The organism is Parasedimentitalea nitratireducens, assembly GCF_057444295.1.
Map to the genome: position 1 here is coordinate 243,601 of NZ_JBYAXC010000003.1, position 23,032 is coordinate 266,632.

The following is a 23,032-nucleotide window of genomic DNA, read 5'->3' on the forward strand; positions in this document are numbered from 1 at the left end:
TCTCGTTTTACATACCTTCTCCGAAGGCACTTACAAAATAAGAGACGCGCCCCAAACGGGGCGCGTCGCAATTACAGAACCGTCGCTATGATGCTCAGTTGACCAGTGTGGCCGCCGCAGCAGCAGCTGCGCCTTCGACACCAAACATGTTGATGATCCCCAGAAGCATCACTGCAGCCGATGCCATCAGGAAGCCCCAGAGCACTGGCGAGGAGTTGCGATCCAGCTCTTCGCCTTCTTCGCCGAAATACATGAAGTAGACGATGCGCAGGTAGTAGAAGGCACCGATGACCGATGCAATCACACCGGCAATCGCCAACCAGGCCAGACCTGCATCATAGGCAGCGCGCAGTACGTAGAACTTGCCAAAGAAACCCAGCATTGGCGGCACGCCCGACAGCGAGAACAGCAGCACCAGCATTGCCATTGCTTTGCCGGGCTCGCTACGCGCAAACAGGTTCAGAGACTTGATGTCGGTCACAGGTTTGCCGTCTTTTTCCATCATCAGGATAAAGGCAAAGGTGCCGACGTTCATGGTGACGTAGATCGCCATGTAGATCAGCATTGCCTGTACGCCGAATACAGTGCCTGCAGCCAAGCCCATCAGCGCAAAACCCATGTGGGCAATGGATGAGTAAGCCATCAGGCGTTTGATGTTGGTTTGGCCAATCGCAGCAACTGCGCCCAGGAACATCGACGCAACTGACAACAGGGCAACCACCTGGCTCCAGTCGCTGACAGCATTGCCAAAGGCATCATGCATGACGCGGGCAAACAGACCCATCGCAGCCATTTTTGGTGCAGTGGCAAAGAACGCAGTAACCGGAGTAGGCGCGCCTTCGTAAACGTCAGGTGTCCACATGTGGAATGGAACCGCCGAAACCTTGAACGCCATGCCCGAGATCAGGAACATGATACCAAACAGCAGACCAACAGAAACTTCACCATGTTGAGCAACCTGAACGATGCCTTCGAACTTGGTGGTGCCGGCAAAACCATAGACCAGTGATGCACCATAGAGCAGCAGGCCGGACGACAACGCGCCAAGTACGAAGTATTTCAGGCCAGCTTCGGTCGACTTCACACTGTCGCGGCGCATCGAGGCAACCACGTAAAGCGCCAGCGACTGCAATTCCAGCCCCATGTACAGCGACATCAGATCACCGGCCGAAACCATCATCATCATGCCAACAACACTCAGCGCTACCAGCAATGGGTACTCGAACCGCAGCATACCGCGGCTCGACATGTAGTCCTGCCCCATCACCAATACGGCGGCGGCAGACAGCAAGATGGTAACCTTGGCAAAGCGGGAAAACCCATCGTCGATGAACATGCCGCCAAAGGCCACACTTGTTCCGCCGCCCTTGGTGGCAATCCACAGCGCCAACACAGCAAACAGCCCACTGGTCACCCAGACCAACAACGGGCCCATTTTGTCTTTGGTGGAGTAGACCGCAAGAAGCAGTGCAATCATGGCGTAAACGGCCAGGATCATTTCTGGCAGGATTACATTGAGATCAGCTTGGATCATCTACCTGGCCCCCTTAGTGCGAAGCAGCTTGGGTTGCCGGGGAAAGATCCGCAGCAGCCACAGCGCTATTGTAATTGGCGACCAGCGCCGTGGTTGACGGGTGAATGATGTCAGTCACTACTTTCGGGTAAACACCCAGCAACAGGGTCATCACCACCAGCGGCGCAAAGATAACACGCTCACGAATGGACATATCCGAGATAGTCTTCAGACCAGCTTTGATCAGGTCGCCGAACACAACGCGGCGATACAGCCACAGTGCATAACAGGCCGAGAAGATCACGCCTGAGGTCGCAACAGCCGCAACCCAGGTGTTCTTCTGGAAAGTCCCCATCAGGGTCAGGAATTCGCCAACAAAGCCCGAGGTTCCAGGTAGGCCAACGTTACCCATGGTGAAGAACATAAAGACCAGAGCGTAGGCTGGCATCCGAACAACCAGACCACCATAGGCGCTGATGTCACGCGTGTGCATGCGATCGTAGATCACGCCGACGATCAGGAACAAGGCGGCCGAGATGAAGCCGTGGCTCAGCATCTGGAAGATTGCACCATCGATACCCTGCTGGTTAGCAGCAAAGATACCCATGGTGACAAAGCCCATGTGCGCGACAGATGAATAGGCGATCAGCTTCTTCATGTCGTCCTGCACCAGCGCCACCAGCGAGGTATAGACGATGGCAATGGCTGACATCCAAAGGACCAGATCAGTCATTACAGCTGATCCAACCGGGAACATTGGCAGGCTGAACCGCAGGAAGCCGTAGCCACCCATTTTCAGCAGGATTGCCGCCAGAACAACCGAACCAGCGGTTGGCGCCTGAACGTGCGCGTCGGGCAACCAAGTGTGAACTGGCCACATCGGCATCTTCACCGCAAACGAGGCAAAGAACGCCAAGAACATCAGGGTCTGCATACCGCCGACAACGTGAATGCCCAGAACCTCAAAACTGTTAGACGCAAAAGTGTGGGTCATCAGGGTTTCGATGTCGGTGGTGCCCGCGTCTGCGAACATCGCAACCATTGCCACCAGCATCAGCACCGAGCCGAGGAAGGTGTAGAGGAAGAACTTGAAGGATGCGTAGATCCGTTCTTTGCCGCCCCAAATACCAATGATCAGGAACATCGGGATCAGGCCAGCTTCGAAGAAGACGTAGAACAGCACCAGGTCCAGCGCCATAAAGACGCCCAGCATCAGGGTTTCCAGCAGCAGGAATGCAATCATGTATTCCTTGACCCGCTTGTTGACACCCCAGCTGGCCAGAATGGTCAGCGGCATCACAAAGGTGGTCAGCATCACAAACAAAACCGAAATCCCGTCAACGCCCATTTTGTACTTCAGGCCGATCAGCCACTCGGCCTCTTCGACAAACTGAAAGCCAGTGTTTTCCGGATCAAACTCAAAATAGATCCCCAGGCTCACCAGGAAGGTGATCGTGGTTGCAAACAGCGCCACATATTTGGCGTTGCGCTGCGCTGCCTCATCCTCGCCCCGCAGGAACAGGGCCAGAATGGCCGCTGCCAATGCAGGGATAAAGGTGACAATAGACAGTATGTTGTCCATCAGTGGGCTCCTCCGCCGATCGACATCCAGGTGACAAGGGCTGCGATGCCCAGCACCATCCAGAAGGCATAAGTAAAGATGAAACCCGTTTGTGCGCGTCCGGCCAGACGGGTGAAGAAGGGAACCACGCCCATGGCAACACCGTTCAGGAAGCCGTCGATGGTACCACCATCTCCGCGTTTCCACAGGAAGCGGCCAATCGCCAAAGCGGGTTTAACGAAGATCACATCGTACAACTCGTCAAAGTACCACTTGTTCTTGAAAAACAAGTACAGCGGCTTTTGCGCAGTGGCCAAACGACCGGGCAGCGACGGATTGATGATGTAGAACCAGATTGCCATCAGAAGGCCGCCCAGCATAGCAATGAACGGGGATACTTTCACCCATTTCGGAGCAGCATGTGCGTCGTCCAGCACAGTGTTGTCCTTGCCAAAGTAGATGCCACCTTCACCGGGCTTGCCAGCAAACACATAGTGATGCTCACCTTCGGCAGCAGCCACGGTTTCACCATGGCTATTGCTCTCATGCCCAGTGCTTTCCTCAGCAGCAGGTTCACCGTGGCCAGTGTTTTCGCCATGTTCCGATGTTTCGCCATGCGCCGAGGCCTCGGCGACGGGGATGCCATAGAACTTGCCAACTTGGTCCGCATGACCAAAGAACGAACCAAACCAGAGCATACCAGACAGAACTGCACCAACGGACAGAACGCCCAGTGGGATCAGCATAGTCATCGGGCTTTCGTGCGCGTGATCATGGGTGTGCTTGTCGCCACGTGGCTTGCCAAAGAAGGTCAGGAACATCAGGCGCCACGAGTAGAACGAGGTCATCGCAGCAGCCACAACCAGCAGCCAGAAGCCATAACCGGAACCACCTGCATAGGCGCTTTCGATGATGGCATCCTTGGACAGGAAACCAGCAAAGCCGATATGGGTCAGCGGGATACCAACGCCGGTGATGGCCAGGGTACCAATCATCATCGACCAATAGGTGAATGGGATCTTTTTACGCAGACCACCGTATTCGGTCATCTCTTGCTCGTGGTGCATGGCGTTGATGACAGAGCCAGCCCCAAGGAACAACAGCGCCTTAAAGAACGCGTGTGTCAGCAGGTGGAACATCGCGGCGGAGTACATGCCAACACCAGCGGCAACGAACATGTAGCCCAGCTGCGAACAGGTTGAATAGGCGATGACGCGTTTGATATCGGTCTGTACCAGACCTACGGTCGCCGCGAAGAACGCTGTCGAAGCACCAACTACAGTAACGAAAGCCATTGCTTCTGGAGCGAACTCCATCAGCGGCGACATGCGGCAGACCAGGAAAACACCGGCGGTTACCATGGTCGCTGCGTGGATCAGCGCCGACACAGGTGTCGGACCTTCCATCGCGTCGGGCAGCCATGTGTGCAGGAACAACTGGGCAGATTTGCCCATCGCACCAACGAACAGCAGGAAGGCAATCAGGTTTGCAGCGTTCCATTCAGTCCACAGGAAGGTCAGCTGAGTTTCAGCCAGTTTAGGAGCCGCAGCAAACACATCATTGAAGTTGATGCTATCGGTCAGGAAAAACAGGCCAAAGATACCCAGCGCAAAGCCAAAGTCACCAACGCGGTTGACCACAAAGGCCTTGATCGCGGCGGCATTGGCGGTTGGCTTGCGGTAGTAGAAACCGATCAGCAGGTATGAGGCAACGCCCACGCCTTCCCAGCCAAAGAACATCTGGACCAGGTTGTCCGATGTCACCAGCATCAGCATGGCGAAGGTAAAGAACGACAGGTAGGCAAAGAAGCGTGGCTTGTAGCTTTCGCCCTCTTTCCACTGTGGGTCTTTGTCCATGTAGCCGAACGAGTACAGGTGAACCAGCGAGGACACCGTGGTGATCACGATCAACATGATAGTGGTCAGACGGTCCAGGCGGATGCCCCAGGATGTCGACAGCGAACCGCTTTCGATCCAGCGCAGCACTTCGATGTGCTGGGTGACACCGTCAAATGTCAGGAATGAAATCCACGATAGGAAGGCCGACAGGAACAGCAAGCCTGTAGCTGTCCACATCGCGGCTTTCTCGCCGATGTATTTATAGCCAAACCCGCAGAGGATAGACCCAACGAGCGGGGCAAAAAGGAGGATGGTTTCCATGATGCTTTAGCCCTTCATCACGTTGATGTCTTCGACGTCGATCGTTCCGCGGTTGCGGAAGAAGCTGACGAGGATGGCGAGGCCGATTGCAGCCTCGGCAGCCGCAACAGTCAGCACAAACAGGGTAAACACCTGCCCGACCAGATCGCCCAGGAAGCTAGAGAACGCCACAAGGTTGATGTTCACAGCTAAAAGCATCAGTTCGATGCTCATCAGCAAGATGATCACGTTCTTACGGTTCAAGAACAGCCCGAAGATGCCGATGACGAACAGGGTCGCCGCGACGGTGAGATAATGTTCGATACCAATCATTGACTTACAGCCCCTGCCCCGGTTTCACGTCTTTCAGCTCCATTGCCTCGGCCGGATCGCGGAACATCTGAGCCAGGATATCCTGACGTTTGACGTCCTTGCGGTGGCGCAGGGTCAGCACAATTGCGCCGATCATGGCAACCAGCAGGATCAGACCTGCCAGCTGGAACAGAAGGAAATATTCATCATAAAGGATAAGGCCCAGGGCCTCTGTGTTGTGGTGTTCCGCAGTAACCGGATTAGCCAGCAGCTCGGAAGCACCATGTGCACTTTCCCAAGCGCCGTAGGCCATGACCATCTGCATCAGAATGACCAGACCAATCAATAGCGCCAGCGGCATGAACCTGGCCATTTCGGCCTTCAGCTCGGCAAAGTCGACATCCAGCATCATCACTACAAACAGGAACAGCACCATGACCGCGCCCACGTAAACGATAATCAGCAACATGGCGACAAATTCCGCCCCCAGCAAAACAAACAACCCTGCCGATGACAGGAAGGCCAGGATCAGCCACAGCACCGAATGCACCGGCTGGCGGCTGATCACAGTGAACAGCCCTCCGGTGATGGTGCTTATGGCGAAGAGGTAAAAGGCAAAAACGCTCATGACTCATCGTCCCCTTGTGCGTCCAGGACCTCTTGCACCGTTTCCAGCGCCTTGGTCGTGGCCGGGATGCCGGCAAATACCGACATCTGTCCGATCGTTTCCACGATCTCTTGTTTCTTGGCACCCGCCTCGAGGGCGTGGCGCACTGTTTGGCGCAAAGCAGTGTCTGCCTGCGCCCCTTGGCATGTCAGACCGGCCAGCGTCAGCAGCAGCCGTGTCTTGGCGTCCAGCCCATCCGGATTAGCGGATCGGCCAAACATCATTTCCATCGCCTTTTTGGGCATGGTGGGCCAGAGCGCCTCGAACCCTTTGTCCGAGACATCGCCAAGCGCCGGGTTCAGCGCCTTGGCCATCTCCTGGGCCTGGGCCAGCATGGCCTCAAATGGGTTTTTTGGATCGCTCATCGGTACGGCGCATCCAATTCCAGATTTCGGGCAATCTCAGCTTCCCAACGTTCCCCATTCGCCAACAACTTGTCCTTGTCGTAAAACAGCTCTTCGCGGGTTTCGGTTGCGAATTCAAAGTTCGGGCCTTCGACAACCGCATCCACTGGGCAGGCCTCTTGGCAGAAACCGCAGTAAATGCACTTGGTCATGTCGATGTCGTAACGCGTGGTGCGACGGCTGCCATCTTCGCGGGGTTCTGCGTCAATGGTGATCGCCTGCGCCGGGCAAACAGCTTCGCACAATTTACAGGCAATGCAGCGTTCTTCGCCATTGGGATAGCGACGCAGCGCATGCTCGCCGCGGAAACGGGGCGACAATGGCCCCTTTTCATGCGGGTAGTTCAGGGTCGCCTTGGGGGCAAAGAAGTATTTGAACCCCAGTTTGAAGCCAACCCAGAAATCCTGCAGCAGGAAGTATTTTGCGGCGCGGGTATAATCGATCTGAGTCATATCAGCCTCCTACCGTGTAGCGGACAAACAGCCCACCAAACCATGCGAATTTTGTAGCAAAGGCCACGAAGACTACCCAAGCCAGCGAGAACGGCAAGAAGACTTTCCAACCCAGACGCATCAGCTGGTCATAGCGGTAGCGCGGGGTGATAGCCTTGACCATGGCGATCAGGAAGAAGAAGAACGCCATCTTTCCGACCATCCACAGCACGCCGTCTGGCAGACCAGGGATTGGCGACAGCCAGCCACCAAAGAACAGCAGCGACATCAATGCGCACATCAGGAAGATTGCGATGTATTCACCAGCCATGAACAGCAGGAACATGGTGGACGAATATTCAACCTGATAACCGGCAACCAGTTCGGACTCCGCTTCGGGAAGGTCAAACGGTGGACGGTTGGTTTCAGCTAGCGCCGAGATGAAGAACAGGAACACCATCGGGAAGTGTGGCAACCAGTACCAGTTGAACAGACCCAGATCGCCATCCTGAGCGAGAACAATGTCACCAAAGTTCAGCGAGCCGGTTGAGATGATCACGCCGATGATGATCAGACCGATGGAAACTTCGTAAGAGATCATCTGCGCGGCAGACCGCAGGGAGCCCAGGAACGGGTACTTGGAGTTGGATGCCCAACCGCCCATGATCACGCCATAAACCTCGAGCGAAGAGACAGCGAAGACATAGAGAACAGCGACGTTCAGATCGCTAAGAACCCATCCTTCGTTGAACGGGATCACGGCCCAGGCGATCAGTGACAGCACAAAGCTGGTCAGTGGAGCCAAGATGAACACGGCGCGGTCTGCACCGGCCGGGATCACGATTTCCTTGACGATGTATTTCAGCGCATCCGCAACCGATTGCAGCAAGCCAAAGACCCCTACAACGTTGGGACCGCGCCGCATCTGGACAGCGGCCCAGATTTTCCGGTCGCCGTACACAAGGAACAACAATGAGATCATTACAAATGCGACAATTGCCAGCACTTGCGCCAAGATCAGAACAAAAGTTCCAATTGGGGTGTTTAAGAATTCAGCCATTGGTCCTCACACCGTGGGTATTCCGTTTGCCTCACAATTCGCGACCACGACTTCAGCGTCGATGGTGCGCAAACCGCGCGGTAGGGAGGGCGAGATGGTGTAGACAGCATCTGCTGCCCAAACGCCACCCTCTTGTTTCAAATTTGTGCGCAAATGTCGTGCAAACCCGTATCCTCGGATCAACGCGTATTGCGCGGCTGCGCATTCAGCATAGTTATCAACGTCCTCGCCCTTGCGGGCGCCGGACATAGAGACATGGAACTGCACCAAATCGCCTTCGAGCAGGCTGGTTTTCACGCCCTGATAGTCAGGCTTGAAATCCGCAGACTGATCGGCTGACGTGGGCGTACAGCCTGCCAGCAGAAAAGGAGATATGAGTGCAGCGCGGATCACTCGGCGGCGATCTTTTCAGCGCCGCGGGCCTTGGCGTTGGCGGAGAGTTCAGCCATCACTTCGGATGCACGGGCAATTGGGTTGGTCAGGTAGAATTCGCTGACCACAGTCAGGAAGTCAGCCTTGCCCAGTTTACCCAGCTCCAGCGTTTCACCTTCGTTCACAGGCACTTCGTCGATCTTGGCAAGATGTGGAACCTCACCCACCAGCGCCTGACGCAGCTGCGCCAGCGAGTCATAGCCCAGAGCTGCATCCAGCTCGGCGCTTAGCGCACGCAAGATCGCCCAGTTTTCCTTGGCCTCTCCTGGTGCAAAGCCAGCGCGCATGGCCAGCTGTGGGCGACCTTCGGTGTTTACAAACAGGCCGTTTTCTTCGGTGTAAGCAGCACCCGGCAGCACGATGTCGGCACGGTGCGCACCTCGGTCGCCGTGCGAGCCCTGATAGATAACAAAGGCACCCGCGTCGATTTCGACCTCGTCCGCACCAAGGTTATAGATCACTTCGGCACCATCGAGAGCAGCTTCCATTCCACCCAGCGTCGTTGCGCCGATGTCCATCGCACCAACACGAGAGGCAGCGGTGTGCAGAACCAGCAGTTTAGATTTGGTTTCTTCCGCCAGTTTCTGGGCGTGCGCCAAAACAGCAAGACCATCAGCCTCACGAAGAGCGCCCTGCCCTACAATGATGATCGACTGCTGGTTCAGAACGCCCGCATACTCTTTGCCTAGCTGACCTTCCAGCGCCGCACGATCGGTGCCGATGTGGACATAGTCATAGGTCAGGTCAACAGCCTCACCAATAAGACCAACAGTGGCCCCTTTGGACCAAGCGCCGCGAATACGCGCGTTGAGAACCGGCGATTCATCGCGAGGGTTTGAGCCAAGCATCATGATGAACTTCGCATCATCAATGTCTTCGATGGCTGCGGTGCCAACATATGCCGCGCGGTTGTCCAGTGGCAGGCGCACGTTATCAGTACGGCATTCTACCTTGCCACCCAGACCAGTCACCAGTTGCTTCAGCGCAAAGGCAGCTTCAACAGGCACCAGATCACCGATCAGACCGGCAACCTTCTTGCCCTTCATCGCTTCAGCAGCTTTGGTCAGCGCCTCACCCCAGTTAGAGGGGCGCAGTTTGCCGTTTTCACGCACATAGGGGCGGTCAAGACGCTGACGACGTAGGCCATCCCAGACAAAACGGGTTTTGTCAGAAATCCATTCTTCGTTCACGCCATCGTTGTTGCGCGGCATGATGCGTTTGACTTCACGGCCTTTGGTATCAACCCGGATGTTGCTGCCCAAGGCGTCCATCACGTCGATGGTTTCGGTCTTGGTCAGCTCCCATGGACGTGCGGTAAAGGCGTAAGGCTTGGAGGTAAGAGCACCAACCGGACACAGGTCAATGATGTTGCCCTGCATGTTGCTGTCCAAAGTCTGGTTCAGATAGCTAGTGATTTCAGCATCTTCACCGCGACCGGTTTGGCCCATCTGAGTGATGCCAGCCACTTCGGAAGTGAAGCGCACACAGCGGGTACAGCTGATGCAACGTGTCATGGTGGTAGACACCAGTGGGCCCAAATCCAGATCATCCACCGCGCGCTTGGGCTCGGTGAACCGGGTTTCGGAAATGCCATAGGCCATGGCCTGATCCTGCAGATCACACTCGCCGCCCTGATCGCAGATTGGGCAATCCAGTGGGTGGTTGATCAGCATGAACTCCATCACACCTTCGCGGGCCTTTTTTACCATGGGCGAGTTGGTTTTTACAACCGGTGCCTGACCTTCGGGGCCGGGGCGCAGATCTCGGACCTGCATGGCGCAAGAGGCGGCTGGCTTTGGCGGGCCACCCACAACTTCGACCAGACACATGCGGCAGTTGCCCGCAATGGTCAGACGTTCGTGGTAACAGAACCGAGGAATCTCGACCCCGGCCTCTTCACAGGCCTGGATCAGGGTCATTGCCCCATCCACTTCGATCTCTGTACCGTCAATGTTGATCTTGCGCAGGTCAGACATGGTCTATTTCGCCCTCAGTAGCGCGCCAATCGCGCTGGATTTCTCAATTTCCGCATGCCCAAACACGCAGAAGGTTTCAGGGGAGCCATACTCAACGCCGTTGGCCTTGAGAAACTGCTCACCCTTGTTGCGCATACGCGCTTTTTCAACGTCCGATTCCACATAAGCGCGGATCTCGGAATCTGAATATCCCAGTTTGTTGGCATAGGACCGCAAGTCCCAGGCCATCCCCAGCGCCTTCATACGGCGTGGTTTGATGCTGCCGCACTTCTCGCTGACCTCATGGGCAACGGCTGCAGCAAAAATGATGTTTTCGACCTGCGGTACATCCCGCAGGCTTGGCTTGGCAGATGCCATTCCAGGAAGCGTTGCGGCACAAACGGCAATAGCGGCAATCACGGTACGAGTCATGGTATTCTCCTGATATTTGGAGAACCAATCGCGCACACTGACACGGCCGCTATTCAATAGCAGTGTGCCAGTCAGGCCATGATATGCCGCAAATCCGCTCACGGATCGCATTTCCCTTGGAAGATTGCAGTCCCTTCAACAAGCCGCAGCTTGGACTCAGGATCACTTGGATCAATATCCCAGATGATGTTCGACGTACCGTAACCCGCTTCGGACAGACAGTAAGTAACGCCAGCGTGATAGGCGGCCTGACGGACGCCATCAAGCGACAAGGCAGCGTCTTTGATCTCAACCGTGAAATCCGTACGTGAGACTTTTTTGTCCACTGGCTTGGTACTGATGCTGAACGGCACGCCGTCATAAAGTGGACGTTTGCTTTTGGCCTTTTCACAAGCCGCAAGAGTGACGGTGCAAAGCACCATCACCGCAGGCAGAACCAGTTTGCCGGAAAACTTATGGCTCATAAATCTGTTCACTCCGCCGCCATTGCGCCCATACGGCCAGTTTTATTGGCCTTGATACGGTCTTCGATCTCTTCGCGGAAGTTACGGATCAGGCCCTGGATCGGCCAAGCCGCGGCATCGCCAAGCGCACAAATCGTGTGGCCTTCGACCTGCTTGGTCACATCCCACAGCATGTCGATCTCCTCGATCTCGGCGTCGCCTTTGACCAGACGGTCCATCACACGCATCATCCAGCCGGTGCCTTCGCGACATGGGGTACACTGGCCACAGCTTTCGTGCTTATAGAACTTGGCCAGACGCCAGATCGCTTTGATGATGTCTGTCTGCTTGTCCATAACGATCACCGCCGCAGTCCCCAGGCCCGAGCCCAGATCGTTGCGCAGATAGTCAAAGTCCATGATCGCATCGCGCATGTTTTCACCGCGCACACAAGGAACAGACGATCCACCGGGGATCACGGCCAGCAGGTTATCCCAACCGCCTTTGATACCGCCACAATGCTTGTCGATCAGTTCTTCGAACGAGATCGACATCGCCTCTTCAACCACACAGGGGTTGTTGACGTGGCCGGAAATGCCAAACAGCTTGGTGCCAACGTTATTTGGGCGACCGAAAGAGCTGAACCATTCGGGTCCACGACGCAGGATCGTGGGCACAACAGCAATGGATTCAACGTTGTTCACAGTCGATGGGCAGCCATACAGACCAGCGCCAGCCGGGAACGGCGGCTTCATACGGGGCATGCCCTTTTTGCCTTCGAGGCTTTCGATCAGAGCGGTTTCTTCACCGCAGATGTAGGCCCCTGCCCCGTGGTGCAGGAACAGATCAAAGTCCCAGCCTGAGTTGGCAGCGTTCTTGCCCAGCAGACCCGCGTCGTAAGCCTCGTCAATCGCCGCCTGCAGCGCTTCCTTCTCGCGGATGTATTCGCCGCGAATGTAGATGTAGCAGGTGTGGGCATTCATCGCGAAAGACGCGATCAGCGCACCTTCGATCAGCGTGTGCGGATCGTGGCGCATAATCTCGCGGTCTTTACAGGTACCGGGCTCGGATTCATCAGCGTTGATAACCAGATAGGCCGGGCGACCGTCGCTTTCTTTTGGCATGAATGACCACTTCAGGCCGGTTGGGAAACCCGCACCACCACGGCCACGCAGGCCAGAGTCTTTCATCGACTGCACGATCCAATCGCGACCCTTTGCAAGGATTGCAGCGGTGCCATCCCAATGGCCGCGTGCCTGCGCACCCTTCAACGTACGGTCATGCATACCATAGAGGTTGGTAAAGATCCGGTCCTGGTCCTTCAGCATGTCTGCCTACCTTTGGTTTTCCTGACGCATGCGCCAGAGTTGAATTATGTTGACCACTGCATAAATCAGACCTGCCAGTGCGGCGAGATCGAACAGCAAAGCAAAGCGCCCCGGTAGCCCCAATGCGGGGCCAACAAAGAGCGACAGGACAACCCAGGCCACCATGGTTCCGGCAATCACCAGAGAGATGTGGCGCCCTTTGCGGGCAATGGCTTGGTCCTGTTCAGTGCTCATGTGGTCCTATGTGTCTAGTCCCTGCCCGGCTGGGCAGAGATCGGTTATTTCTTAGCGGCCAGTTCTTTGGCCTGTTCAATCCAGCCATCGCGTTCGATCCGGCCTTTGAACTTGAGACGTGAATCTACCCAGGCCACTTCGGCCTCGCCCCAGGCCGCAACCTGATCAAAGTGGAAGAAGCCCAGCTCGTTCAGGGTCTGCTCCAATTTGGGGCCAACACCTTTGAGAAGCTTCAGATCATCCGCTTTACCGTCGCGCGCAGCCTTCAGAACTTCGGGCTCAGCCTCGGCAGCTTCAGCTTTTGGAGCTTCAACTTTTTTGGCTGGGGCGGCTTTCTTGGCAGGCTTAGCTGCCTTCTTGGCCTCCTCGGCCTGCTTGGCGGCTGGCTTTGGCGCAGCAGGTGCCGCCGGAACCGGGGCCTCAGCCGCGCGACCAGCAACAACGCCGTCTTTGCCAACCCATGGGGTCAACAGTGGAACTTCGTCACCCTGAATGCGCTTGACGGTATCGCCAATGTCCGACGCCAGCTGAACACTTGCGTTGTACTTTGTCTTGCCGCTTTCGTAGTCTTTCAGCGAGGTCAGACCGGACAGAGGTTCGGAACTGTAACGTCCGTTTTGCGGACCTGGCGTAGGCACCTTGCCAGCATTCAACTCGTCCAGCAGCTTGGTAAAGCTCGCGGCGGTCAGGTCTTCGTAGTAGTCTTTGCCGATCTGCGCCATTGGAGCGTTGGTGCAAGATCCAAGGCACTCGACCTCTTCCCAGGAAAACTTGCCATCAGCCGACACTTCGTGTGGCTTGTTGGCGATTTTCTCTTTGCAAACGGCTACCAGATCTTCAGCGCCACAGATCATGCAGGACGTGGTGCCGCAAATCTGGATGTGGGCGACTGAGCCAACCGGCTGCAGCTGGAACATGAAGTAGAACGAAGCCACTTCAAGCACGCGGATATAGGCCATATCCAGCATGTCAGCGATCAGCTCGATGGCAGGTTTCGACAACCAGCCCTCTTGTTCCTGCGCACGCCACAAGAGCGGAATAACCGCCGAGGCCTGACGGCCATCGGGGTACTTGGTGATCTGCCCTTCGGCCCAAGCCAGGTTGGCCGGAGTGAAAGCAAAGCTATCGGGTTGTTCTGAGTGAAGACGGCGCAGCATTAATTCGTCTTTCTGTGTGTGTTGCCCGCAGGGATGCCTCCGGCGGGGATATTTTTAGCCAGATGAAGCATGCGGGGCATGAATGAAATCAACGGTCAATCTCCCCGAACACAACGTCCATGGTGCCGATGATCGCAGCAACGTCAGCCAACTGGTGGCCACCCGCGATATAGTCCATCGCCTGCAAGTGCAGGAACCCTGGCGCACGGATCTTGCTGCGGTAGGGTTTGTTGGATCCATCGGCAACAAGATAGACACCAAATTCACCCTTGGGGGCTTCTACAGCGGCGTAAACTTCTCCGGCAGGAACGTGGAAGCCTTCGGTGTAGAGCTTGAAGTGGTGGATCAGGCTTTCCATCGAGGTTTTCATGTCACCACGTTTTGGTGGGCTAAGCTTGCCACGGGCCATCACATCACCGGGACAGTCGCGCAGCTTGGCCACACACTGGCGGATGATCGAGATCGACTGGCGCATCTCTTCCATGCGGCACAGGTAACGGTCATAGCAGTCGCCGTTTTTGCCCACAGGGATCTCAAAGTCGAACTCGTTGTAGCATTCATAGGGCTGCGAGCGACGCAGATCCCAGGCCAGGCCAGAACCGCGAACCATCACGCCCGAGAAACCGTAGTCCAGAATATCCTGCTCGCTAACGACACCAATGTCACAGTTCCGCTGCTTGAAAATCCGGTTTTCGGTCAGCAGGTCATCAATGTCTTGCAGACGAGCCGGGAACTCGTGACTCCAGGCTTCGATATCGTCGATCAGCGCATCCGGCAGATCCTGATGCACACCACCGGGGCGGAAGTAGGCTGCGTGCAGACGAGCACCACAGGCGCGCTCATAGAACACCATCAGCTTTTCGCGCTCTTCAAAGCCCCAGAGCGGCGGAGTCAGCGCACCAACGTCCATCGCTTGTGTGGTCACGTTCAGCAGGTGGTTCAGGATCCGGCCAATTTCTGAGTACAGAACACGGATCAGCGAGCCACGGCGCGGAACTTCGACGCCAGTCAGCTTTTCAATCGCCAGACACCAAGCGTGCTCCTGGTTCATCGGCGCCACATAGTCGAGGCGGTCGAAATACGGCAGGTTCTGTAGGTAGGTGCGGCTTTCCATCAGCTTTTCGGTGCCACGGTGCAGCAGGCCGATGTGTGGGTCGCAGCGCTCAACAATCTCACCGTCCAGTTCCAGCACCAGACGCAGCACGCCGTGTGCCGCTGGGTGCTGGGGACCGAAGTTGATGTTGAAGTTACGGATTTTCTGTTCGCCGGTTTGGGCGTCGTCGAAACCTTTGGAGCCGTCCATCATTTCGCCTCCTCTTTCTTCTCGTCGCCCGGCAGGATGTATTCTGCACCCTCCCATGGGCTCATGAAATCAAATTGGCGGTATTCCTGCACCAGTTTCACCGGCTCATAGACAACGCGCTTTTGCGCCTCGTCATAGCGAACCTCGGTATAACCAGTGGTTGGGAAATCCTTGCGCAGCGGGTGGCCGCGGAAACCATAGTCGGTCAGGATGCGGCGCAGGTCTGGGTGGCCGGTAAAGAGAATACCGAACATGTCATAGACTTCCCGCTCGAACCAGTTGGCCGAGGGGTGAATGTCAACAATCGACGGCACCATTTCATCTTCGCGCACCGACACGCGCAGGCGAATGCGGTGGTTCTGGTACATCGATAGGAAGTGATACACCACGTCAAACCGCTTGGCCCGTTCAGGGTAGTCAACGCCGGTGATATCCACCAGCGACGAGAACTTGCAAGTACGGTCAGTTGTCAGGAATTCGACAAAGCCTGTGATGTTGGCCGGGGCCACATCCACGTTCAGCTCGTCATGTGCAATGTCCCAGCCAAGGATACAATCCGGGCGTTTCTGCTCCAGATATGAGCCCAGCTCTTTCAGCGCTTCAGTCATCAAATACTCTCCAACTCAGCGCAATCAGCGCACCAGGGTGCCAGTGCGGCGGATTTTACGTTGCAGCTGCATCAGACCATAAAGCAGTGCTTCGGCAGTTGGCGGGCAGCCAGGAACATAGATGTCGACAGGCACAACACGGTCACAGCCACGCACAACCGAATAGCTGTAGTGATAGTAGCCACCGCCATTGGCGCAGGAGCCCATCGAGATCACATAACGTGGCTCGGGCATCTGGTCATAAACCTTGCGCAGCGCCGGGGCCATTTTGTTGGTCAGAGTACCCGCAACGATCATCACGTCCGACTGACGTGGGGAGGCACGCGGGGCAATACCAAAACGCTCGGCGTCGTAACGCGGCATCGAGGTATGCATCATCTCAACCGCGCAGCAGGCCAGACCAAAGGTCATCCAGTGCAGCGACCCGGTGCGGGCCCAGTTGATGATGTCTTCGGCTGAGGTCAGCAGAAAGCCCTTGTCCTGCAGTTCAGCATTCAGGGCCTGGGTGACCATTTCCTTGTCGACACCAGCAGTGTTGGCTCCGGTCATCATTCCCATTCCAGGGCCCCTTTTTTCCATTCATAGGCAAAGCCGATGGTCAGAACGCCCAGAAACACCATCATCGACCAGAAGCCTGTCATACTGATGTCCTTGAACCCAACGGCCCAGGGAAACAGGAAGGCAATTTCCAGATCAAAAATGATGAACAGAATCGACACCAGATAAAACCGGACATCAAATTTCATACGCGCATCGTCGAAGGCGTTGAAACCGCATTCATACGCACTTACCTTTTCAGGGTCAGGATTGCGCACGGCCAATACAACGGCAGCTAATATAAGGACGATTCCAAGACCGACGGCTACGGCCAGAAACACCAGAATCGGGAGGTATTCCCGCAACATCTCTTCCACGAGTGGCTCCTTTCCAGCGCGCTATTCGCCGCGCGCGGTCAATTGGCGTGTTGACTTGGGCCGTGTCTACTCTCGTGATTTGCCAGCGTCAACCAAGGCATTGTTAATGATGAAGGCTCTTTAAACAGTCGCGACATCCTCATCTCGCAACAGCTAATCCTTATTATTTTTATAAGAAAAGTCTCTCCTTCTTAGGAAGGCCAACTATTGTTGGCCCAATCGCAATATCAGGCATTTCAAACTCAAGTCTTCAAGCCTGCCAACGTGGCTTGCGGCGGTCAAAAAATGCACCAATACCCTCGTCAGCTTCCTCGGTTTCCCAACGGGCCACTAAAGCAGAGATTGTGCTATCTATGACCGAATTGTCAATTCTAGGGCCCAAATCACGTGCAAGCTGCTTGGCAGCCGCCACTGCGCCGGGTGCGCAGTTCAGATACGGGGTCACCTCAGATTCGACCGCTTCCATCAACTGATCCGCCGGAACCACCCTCGCCAGCAGCCCCAGCTCTTTGGCCTCATCAGCCCCAAACAGCCGAGCCGACATAAACACCCGCCGCGCCATGGCCTCTCCCATACGCGCAAGCACATAAGGACCGATGGTAGCCGGAATGATTCCCAGTTTGGTTTCGGTCAGCCCCATCTTCAGGTGATCGACGCCGATGGCCACGTCACAGACCGAGGCCATGCCAACCCCACCGCCAAAGGCATTGCCCTGTAGCGCGCCAATCAGAGGTTTGGACAGCGTGTTGAGCGCCTGCAACATCTCGGCCAGCTTGCGCGCCTCAACAAAGCGCGTCGCCGAATCCGCCGCCATTTGCTGTTTCATCCAGCCCAGATCCCCGCCAGCGCAAAAACTCTTGCCGTTGCCGGTCAGGACAACGACCCGGATCGTGTCATCCTGTGCAATCCGCCCAGCCGAAGCTGTTAGCTCTTCAATCATTTCACCTGACATGGCGTTGTGCTTTTTTGCCCGGTTCAGGGTCAGAGTCGCCACCCCACGCGCATCGGTTACCAGAGTGATGGTATTGTACATTCGATTACCCATTTATAGAAAAGCCACCACAGCGTGGCCGTCAAGATTCTCGCATCGCCTTGGCCATATCTGCCGCCTTGGCCAGAACATCTCCGTCCAGTCCTGTTTCATAGCCTAGCCGGGTGAGATGTTCATGCACCAACTCAGTCGCAACGTTCCCGGCGGACCCAGGCGCAAAGGGACATCCACCCAGCCCGCCAACAGCGGCATCGAACACCCGAACCCCCATTGCCAAGGCGGCATCGATGTTTTCGATGGCCCGTCCAGCGGTATCATGGAAGTGCCCGGCCAATCGGGTTGCGGGCACGGCCTCGCGCACCGCCAACAGCATACGTGCAACCGAATCCGGGGTTGCTTGACCAAGGGTATCGCCCAGCGAAATCTCGTAACAGCCCATGGCAAACAGTTGATCCGCCAATTCAGCCACCTTTTCAGGAGCTGTTGCGCCATCGTGCGGACAGTCCGTGACACAGGAAATATAGCCACGCACTGGCACGTCGATATGGCGGGCGGCCTCTAGAATTGGTTCAAACCGAGCAATCGATTCCTCGATGCTGGCATTGATATTAGCCTTAGAAAACCCTTCCGAGGCCGAAGCAAACACAGCGATCTCGTCCGCCTTGGCGCTGACCGCATCGTCATAGCCACGCATATTGGGCGTCAGCGCAGCATAACGCACACCCTCGGCCCGTTTGATCCCCGACAAAATCTCGCCACTGCCCGCCATCTGCGGCACCCACTTGGGAGAGACAAAACTGGCAACCTCAATTCTATTAAAGCCAGCCTGGCTCAGGCAATCGACCAGAGCCACCTTCTCGGCAACAGGGATCTCGCGTTTTTCATTCTGCAGCCCGTCGCGCGGACCCACTTCAAAAATCTCGACCCTATCGCCCATACCCAAGCTCCCAGTTTCTTTTTGCTAAAAATACTCAACTCTTAGCTGGCAGCCTGCGGGCCACCAGCTGTTTTGGCAAGGTTATTCGGCGTCCTCGCGCAATCGGATCAGCGCAGCCCCTGCCTCAACCTGATCCCCGGTCGCCGTCAGAACCTCGGCAACCACACCATCTCGCGCCGCCAATAATGCGTGTTCCATCTTCATGGCTTCCAACACGGCAAGCCGATCTCCCTCGCTCACCACCTGCCCAGCTTTGGCAAACACCGCCTTGATCAACCCGGGCATCGGTGCCTCGATCACATTCGTATCGCCACCGGCAGTCGCATGTCGGTCAAGCGGGTCGATCACTTCAAACGGCAGACCATAACCATCAAAGACCGTAATTGTCCCACCGGATCGCACCACATCCGACATCACCCAGCTGCCAATGATCCACCCCGCGCCCCGGCGGTTTGCAACAATCTCTTGATCACCCAAATGCCAGATCTGGCGATCCTTCCCGTCAACCTCGACCTCCAGGTCAAACACCTCGCCCTGCCAGCTCAGCGAAACAGCGCGACGTAGCGGCGCCCACAAATTGAACCCAGCGTCATTGGGCAGATCAGCCAGCCCCAGTGCTACCATCCCGGCAGCAACTCGATGGTGCAATTCGGCCACCGGAGCAGCGGTCAAGCTGTCAATATCCCTGGCAATCAACCCGGTGTCCACATCTCCCCGGCCAAATCCCTGATGCGCGGCCAAGCCACCAAGAAAAGCAAGGTTGGTCACAGTTCCGCCAACCTGAGTGCCCTCTAGCGCCCGGCTCAACTGTGCCAGCGCCACTTCACGCGTGGGGCCATGTACGATCACCTTGGAGATCATCGGATCGTACCATGGGCTGATGGTATCCCCTGCCCGCACACCGCTATCGGCCCGGCAGTCCTCGGGGAATTGCAGATGGGTCAATGTGCCCGTAGCGGGCAAGAACCCCTTGGGAACATCCTCAGCATAAAGCCGCGCCTCAAAAGCATGGCCATTGATCGCCAGGTCTTCTTGCCGCCTTGGCAGACGCTCCCCCGAGGCAACCCGCAACTGCCATTCCACCAGATCAACACCCGTGATGGCCTCGGTGACTGGGTGCTCTACCTGCAGCCGGGTGTTCATTTCCATGAACCAGAACCCATCGGCGCGCAGGCCATCCGACCCATCCACGATAAATTCGACCGTGCCTGCGCCCTTGTAGCCAATCGCCTCGGCTGCACGCACACCGGCCTGCCCCATCGCCGCCCGCACCTCGGCGGTCATCCCAGGGGCCGGAGCTTCCTCGATCACCTTCTGATGGCGCCGCTGCAGCGAGCAGTCTCGCTCAAACAGATGCACCGCGTGGGTGCCATCGCCAAACACCTGGATTTCAATATGGCGCGGCTGCTGAATGTATTTCTCAACCAGCACATCCGGGTTGCCAAAAGCGGTAATGGCTTCACCACGCGCACTTTCCAGTGCGGCCATAAAATCCTCGGGGCGTTCGACCAGCCGCATCCCCTTGCCGCCGCCACCAGCCACGGCCTTGATCAGCACCGGATAGCCAATGCCGTCAGCCGCACCAGACAGGTGCTCGCTGTCCTGATTGCTGCCGTGATACCCCGGTACCACCGGCACCCCAGCTTGCTCCATCAGCACCTTGGCCGCGTCTTTCAGACCCATCTTGCGGATTGCATCCGCCGAGGGACCAATAAAGGACAGGTCCGCGGCCTCAACCGCGTCTACAAAATCCGGGTTTTCCGACAGAAATCCGTATCCGGGATGAATGCCCTGCGCGCCACTTTGCTTGGCCACGGCAATAATTTCATCCCCCAACAAATAACTGTCTGCAGGGGCCGGACCGTGCCCAATGTGATAAGCCTCATCCGCCAGTGCCACATGCTTAGCCTCGCGGTCCGCATCGGAGTAAACCGCAACAGTTTTCACCCCCATGGCGCGGGCAGTTTCCATCACACGGCAAGCAATTTCGCCACGGTTGGCAATCAGGATTTTGTCAAACATTGTCTCTTACTCCGATAACCCGTTCCCGCCCCGGGTCTGCCGGAGTGGTTTTCCTTTATAGTGACGGCAGCCTTCCCCCCAACCAAGAGAGCAAGCCTCAATGCCATTTTCTTTTGCTAGAACAAGCGTGTCGGTGCAGCCCATATGAAATTCGAGAACTGTCTCTCCGTTCACATCCAAGCTATAGCGTGACCACGCTGCGCCGCCGCAATACCCGCCGCTGGGCTTAGGTGAATGTAGATATGTCCGGCGGAGGCTCACTGTTCGGTCGGTTCCTATTAAGCAGGATACAACCTCATCACCACCGAGCGGATCATTCCAACCTTGTGCCATCGGTACATAGAGCCCCTCTCGAGTTTCTGGCAGCGCGGTATTGGTATCAAAGCGAACAGGGAAGACAGTCAACTGTTTCATCCCAGTGTCACAAACCCAGCCCAGAGCAGCCCAATGCTGGTCCGCAATAGCCGAGCCGGGCGCCAAAACATACGAACTAAGTGCCAAGGCAACCTGAGGGATTTTTCCTTTTAGGAAAGTCCACATCACGTTTTACATCCGGAACACGCCAAAGCGTGTCTCCTCAATAGGAGCGTTCAGCGCGGCACTCAGCGACAGGGCCAGCACATCCCGGCTTTTACGCGGGTCAATCACGCCGTCGTCCCACAGCCGGGCCGAGGCATAGAGCGGATGGCTTTGTTCTTCGAACATATCGATGGTCGGCTGCTTGAACTTCGCCTCTTCCTCGGCTGACCAGCTGCCGCCGCGCCGCTCGATACCGTCTCGTTTCACTGTCGCCAGAACCCCAGCGGCCTGCTCGCCGCCCATGACCGAAATCCGAGAATTGGGCCAGGTCCAAAGGAACCGCGGCTGATACGCGCGACCAGCCATGCCATAGTTTCCAGCGCCAAAAGAGCCACCGACCAACATGGTGATTTTCGGCACATTGGTTGACGCCACGGCCGTCACCATCTTGGCCCCGTGGCGGGCAATGCCTTCGTTTTCATACTTCCGCCCCACCATGAACCCAGTGATATTCTGCAGGAACACCAGCGGAATCTTGCGTTGACTGCACAATTCGACAAAATGCGCGCCCTTCTGCGCCGCTTCGGAAAACAGCACACCGTTGTTGGCGATGATCCCCACCGGGCAACCTTTGACATGGGCAAAACCGGTGACCAGCGTTTCCCCGAAACGTGGTTTGAACTCGTCAAAGCGCGAGCCATCCACCAGCCGCGCAATCACCTCGCGAATGTCATAGGGCGTGCGCAGATCGCCTGGCACCACACCTAGGATCTCCTCGGGGTCATAGGCAGGCTCTTCAGGGCTGGCCCAGTTTACCGTCAGCGGTTTGGTCAGGTTCAGAGACAGAACCGCGCGACGCGCCAGCGCCAACGCATGGGTATCATCCTCGGCCAGATAGTCGGCCACACCTGACAAGCGGGTGTGGACATCGCCACCACCCAGGTCTTCGGAGCTTACCACCTCACCAGTGGCAGCTTTGACCAGCGGAGGACCAGCCAAGAAAATGGTCCCCTGCTCCTTAACGATGATGGTCACGTCCGACATCGCGGGCACATAAGCGCCGCCAGCGGTACAAGACCCCATCACCACCGCGATCTGCGGGATCCCCTTAGCCGACATCCGCGCCTGATTGTAAAAAATCCGACCAAAGTGATCGCGATCCGGGAACACCTCATCCTGATTGGGCAAGTTGGCGCCGCCGCTGTCGACCAGATAGATACAGGGCAGATGGTTTTCCTCGGCAATCTCCTGCGCTCGCAGATGCTTTTTCACCGTCATAGGGAAATAGGTGCCGCCCTTCACCGTGGCATCATTGCAGACCACCATGACGTCTTGCCCATGCACTCGACCAATGCCAGCAATCACACCAGAACCCGGCGCCGCACCGTCGTACATGGCATGAGCTGCTGTCGCACCGATTTCCAAAAACGGTGAGCCCGGATCCAGCAGGTTCGCCACCCGTCGACGCGGTAGCATCTTGCCTCGGCTTTCATGACGCGCACGAGATCTTTCACCGCCGCCCATCCGCGCAGCCTCCGCCGCCGCTGAGATCTGAGCCAAAGCCTCCTTATGGGCGGCTTGGTTTGCCTTGAAACCTTCGGATGAAGGCATCGCCTTAGATGTGAGTTTCATTTAAGTTCCCCTGTGCGGACAAACGCGCTGTGAATCTTT

23 protein-coding genes are annotated in these 23,032 nt (G+C 56.5%); all 23 read right to left on the reverse strand.

Translation table 11 applies throughout. From position 1 onward, the window contains the following. Positions 1-94 precede the first annotated feature (94 nt). Complete coding sequence (gene nuoN / locus AC2T28_RS11860) at positions 95-1,534, reverse strand: NADH-quinone oxidoreductase subunit NuoN (protein WP_486749202.1); 1,440 nt, start codon at positions 1,532-1,534, stop codon at positions 95-97. 13 nt (positions 1,535-1,547) lie between these two features. Beyond that, on the reverse strand, positions 1,548-3,095 hold the full coding sequence (locus tag AC2T28_RS11865) for an NADH-quinone oxidoreductase subunit M (RefSeq protein WP_486749203.1): 1,548 nt from the start codon (positions 3,093-3,095) through the stop codon (positions 1,548-1,550). After that, a complete protein-coding gene (gene nuoL / locus AC2T28_RS11870; protein ID WP_486749204.1) occupies positions 3,095-5,233 on the reverse strand; it encodes an NADH-quinone oxidoreductase subunit L in 2,139 nt (712 codons plus the stop codon). The genes AC2T28_RS11865 and nuoL overlap by 1 nt, the downstream gene beginning before the upstream one ends. Positions 5,234-5,239: 6 nt before the next feature. Then, positions 5,240-5,545 carry an NADH-quinone oxidoreductase subunit NuoK gene (nuoK, locus tag AC2T28_RS11875; protein ID WP_486749205.1) on the reverse strand — a complete coding sequence of 102 codons (306 nt, stop codon included), beginning with the start codon at positions 5,543-5,545 and terminating at the stop codon, positions 5,240-5,242. A gap of 4 nt (positions 5,546-5,549) precedes the next feature. Continuing rightward, complete coding sequence (locus AC2T28_RS11880; protein WP_486749206.1) at positions 5,550-6,152, reverse strand: NADH-quinone oxidoreductase subunit J; 603 nt, start codon at positions 6,150-6,152, stop codon at positions 5,550-5,552. Continuing rightward, entirely contained in the window at positions 6,149-6,556 is a 408-nt protein-coding gene (locus tag AC2T28_RS11885; RefSeq protein WP_486749207.1) for a carboxymuconolactone decarboxylase family protein, read from the reverse strand. The genes AC2T28_RS11880 and AC2T28_RS11885 overlap by 4 nt, the downstream gene beginning before the upstream one ends. Continuing rightward, the gene (gene nuoI / locus AC2T28_RS11890) at positions 6,553-7,047 is read right to left on the reverse strand and encodes an NADH-quinone oxidoreductase subunit NuoI (RefSeq protein ID WP_486749208.1); all 495 of its coding nucleotides are present in this window, start codon (positions 7,045-7,047) and stop codon (positions 6,553-6,555) included. The genes AC2T28_RS11885 and nuoI overlap by 4 nt, the downstream gene beginning before the upstream one ends. Before the next feature lies 1 nt (position 7,048). Next, entirely contained in the window at positions 7,049-8,086 is a 1,038-nt protein-coding gene (nuoH, locus tag AC2T28_RS11895; RefSeq protein ID WP_486749209.1) for an NADH-quinone oxidoreductase subunit NuoH, read from the reverse strand. A gap of 6 nt (positions 8,087-8,092) precedes the next feature. Further along, positions 8,093-8,479: a hypothetical protein gene (locus AC2T28_RS11900; RefSeq protein WP_486749210.1), complete on the reverse strand. Its 387-nt coding sequence runs from the start codon at positions 8,477-8,479 to the stop codon at positions 8,093-8,095. Continuing rightward, entirely contained in the window at positions 8,476-10,494 is a 2,019-nt protein-coding gene (nuoG, locus tag AC2T28_RS11905) for an NADH-quinone oxidoreductase subunit NuoG (protein ID WP_486749211.1), read from the reverse strand. The genes AC2T28_RS11900 and nuoG overlap by 4 nt, the downstream gene beginning before the upstream one ends. Before the next feature lie 3 nt (positions 10,495-10,497). Continuing rightward, entirely contained in the window at positions 10,498-10,905 is a 408-nt protein-coding gene (locus AC2T28_RS11910; RefSeq protein WP_486749212.1) for a DUF5333 domain-containing protein, read from the reverse strand. A 98-nt stretch (positions 10,906-11,003) separates the two neighbouring features. After that, positions 11,004-11,369: a hypothetical protein gene (locus AC2T28_RS11915; RefSeq protein ID WP_486749213.1), complete on the reverse strand. Its 366-nt coding sequence runs from the start codon at positions 11,367-11,369 to the stop codon at positions 11,004-11,006. Positions 11,370-11,377: 8 nt separating this feature from the next. Next, positions 11,378-12,676: an NADH-quinone oxidoreductase subunit NuoF gene (gene nuoF, locus AC2T28_RS11920; RefSeq protein WP_486749214.1), complete on the reverse strand. Its 1,299-nt coding sequence runs from the start codon at positions 12,674-12,676 to the stop codon at positions 11,378-11,380. A gap of 6 nt (positions 12,677-12,682) precedes the next feature. Further along, complete coding sequence (locus AC2T28_RS11925; protein ID WP_486749215.1) at positions 12,683-12,910, reverse strand: DUF5337 domain-containing protein; 228 nt, start codon at positions 12,908-12,910, stop codon at positions 12,683-12,685. 44 nt (positions 12,911-12,954) lie between these two features. After that, positions 12,955-14,067 (reverse strand): NADH-quinone oxidoreductase subunit E, encoded by a 1,113-nt coding sequence (locus AC2T28_RS11930; RefSeq protein ID WP_486749216.1) that lies wholly within the window; start codon positions 14,065-14,067, stop codon positions 12,955-12,957. Positions 14,068-14,155: 88 nt separating this feature from the next. Further along, the gene (locus AC2T28_RS11935) at positions 14,156-15,370 is read right to left on the reverse strand and encodes an NADH-quinone oxidoreductase subunit D (RefSeq protein WP_486749217.1); all 1,215 of its coding nucleotides are present in this window, start codon (positions 15,368-15,370) and stop codon (positions 14,156-14,158) included. Further along, complete coding sequence (locus AC2T28_RS11940; RefSeq protein ID WP_486749218.1) at positions 15,370-15,978, reverse strand: NADH-quinone oxidoreductase subunit C; 609 nt, start codon at positions 15,976-15,978, stop codon at positions 15,370-15,372. The genes AC2T28_RS11935 and AC2T28_RS11940 overlap by 1 nt, the downstream gene beginning before the upstream one ends. Positions 15,979-16,002: 24 nt before the next feature. After that, positions 16,003-16,536, reverse strand: coding sequence for a NuoB/complex I 20 kDa subunit family protein (locus AC2T28_RS11945; protein ID WP_486749219.1), 534 nt, complete (start codon positions 16,534-16,536; stop codon positions 16,003-16,005). Continuing rightward, positions 16,527-16,892: an NADH-quinone oxidoreductase subunit A gene (locus AC2T28_RS11950; protein WP_138161775.1), complete on the reverse strand. Its 366-nt coding sequence runs from the start codon at positions 16,890-16,892 to the stop codon at positions 16,527-16,529. Before AC2T28_RS11950 ends, AC2T28_RS11945 begins: the two co-directional genes overlap by 10 nt. Positions 16,893-17,142: 250 nt before the next feature. Next, positions 17,143-17,925, reverse strand: coding sequence for a crotonase/enoyl-CoA hydratase family protein (locus AC2T28_RS11955; RefSeq protein WP_486749220.1), 783 nt, complete (start codon positions 17,923-17,925; stop codon positions 17,143-17,145). Positions 17,926-17,965: 40 nt separating this feature from the next. Beyond that, the gene (locus AC2T28_RS11960; protein ID WP_486749221.1) at positions 17,966-18,820 is read right to left on the reverse strand and encodes a hydroxymethylglutaryl-CoA lyase; all 855 of its coding nucleotides are present in this window, start codon (positions 18,818-18,820) and stop codon (positions 17,966-17,968) included. Between the two features lie 81 nt (positions 18,821-18,901). Further along, complete coding sequence (locus AC2T28_RS11965) at positions 18,902-20,842, reverse strand: acetyl/propionyl/methylcrotonyl-CoA carboxylase subunit alpha (protein WP_486749222.1); 1,941 nt, start codon at positions 20,840-20,842, stop codon at positions 18,902-18,904. 546 nt (positions 20,843-21,388) lie between these two features. Further along, a complete protein-coding gene (locus tag AC2T28_RS11970; RefSeq protein ID WP_486749223.1) occupies positions 21,389-22,993 on the reverse strand; it encodes a carboxyl transferase domain-containing protein in 1,605 nt (534 codons plus the stop codon). Between the last annotated feature and the right edge of the window lie 39 nt (positions 22,994-23,032).

Excerpts from the sequence above, each read along its gene's own strand:
- AC2T28_RS11925 (WP_486749215.1), bottom strand. The coding sequence starts at position 12,910 with ATGAGCACTGAACAGGACCAAGCCATTGCCCGCAAAGGGCGCCACATC.
- AC2T28_RS11930 (WP_486749216.1), bottom strand. The coding sequence starts at position 14,067 with ATGCTGCGCCGTCTTCACTCAGAACAACCCGATAGCTTTGCTTTCACT.
- AC2T28_RS11940 (WP_486749218.1), bottom strand. The coding sequence starts at position 15,978 with ATGACTGAAGCGCTGAAAGAGCTGGGCTCATATCTGGAGCAGAAACGC.
- AC2T28_RS11885 (WP_486749207.1), bottom strand. The coding sequence starts at position 6,556 with ATGAGCGATCCAAAAAACCCATTTGAGGCCATGCTGGCCCAGGCCCAG.
- nuoF (WP_486749214.1), bottom strand. The coding sequence starts at position 12,676 with ATGCTGAAGGACCAGGACCGGATCTTTACCAACCTCTATGGTATGCAT.
- AC2T28_RS11935 (WP_486749217.1), bottom strand. The coding sequence starts at position 15,370 with ATGGACGGCTCCAAAGGTTTCGACGACGCCCAAACCGGCGAACAGAAA.
- nuoK (WP_486749205.1), bottom strand. The coding sequence starts at position 5,545 with ATGATTGGTATCGAACATTATCTCACCGTCGCGGCGACCCTGTTCGTC.
- AC2T28_RS11960 (WP_486749221.1), bottom strand. The coding sequence starts at position 18,820 with ATGGGCGATAGGGTCGAGATTTTTGAAGTGGGTCCGCGCGACGGGCTG.
- AC2T28_RS11965 (WP_486749222.1), bottom strand. The coding sequence starts at position 20,842 with ATGTTTGACAAAATCCTGATTGCCAACCGTGGCGAAATTGCTTGCCGT.
- AC2T28_RS11880 (WP_486749206.1), bottom strand. The coding sequence starts at position 6,152 with ATGAGCGTTTTTGCCTTTTACCTCTTCGCCATAAGCACCATCACCGGA.
- AC2T28_RS11910 (WP_486749212.1), bottom strand. The coding sequence starts at position 10,905 with ATGACTCGTACCGTGATTGCCGCTATTGCCGTTTGTGCCGCAACGCTT.
- nuoH (WP_486749209.1), bottom strand. The coding sequence starts at position 8,086 with ATGGCTGAATTCTTAAACACCCCAATTGGAACTTTTGTTCTGATCTTG.
- AC2T28_RS11865 (WP_486749203.1), bottom strand. The coding sequence starts at position 3,095 with ATGGACAACATACTGTCTATTGTCACCTTTATCCCTGCATTGGCAGCG.
- AC2T28_RS11970 (WP_486749223.1), bottom strand. The coding sequence starts at position 22,993 with ATGAAACTCACATCTAAGGCGATGCCTTCATCCGAAGGTTTCAAGGCA.
- nuoI (WP_486749208.1), bottom strand. The coding sequence starts at position 7,047 with ATGACTCAGATCGATTATACCCGCGCCGCAAAATACTTCCTGCTGCAG.
- nuoL (WP_486749204.1), bottom strand. The coding sequence starts at position 5,233 with ATGGAAACCATCCTCCTTTTTGCCCCGCTCGTTGGGTCTATCCTCTGC.
- AC2T28_RS11955 (WP_486749220.1), bottom strand. The coding sequence starts at position 17,925 with ATGTACAATACCATCACTCTGGTAACCGATGCGCGTGGGGTGGCGACT.
- nuoG (WP_486749211.1), bottom strand. The coding sequence starts at position 10,494 with ATGTCTGACCTGCGCAAGATCAACATTGACGGTACAGAGATCGAAGTG.
- AC2T28_RS11945 (WP_486749219.1), bottom strand. The coding sequence starts at position 16,536 with ATGGGAATGATGACCGGAGCCAACACTGCTGGTGTCGACAAGGAAATG.
- AC2T28_RS11915 (WP_486749213.1), bottom strand. The coding sequence starts at position 11,369 with ATGAGCCATAAGTTTTCCGGCAAACTGGTTCTGCCTGCGGTGATGGTG.
- nuoN (WP_486749202.1), bottom strand. The coding sequence starts at position 1,534 with ATGATCCAAGCTGATCTCAATGTAATCCTGCCAGAAATGATCCTGGCC.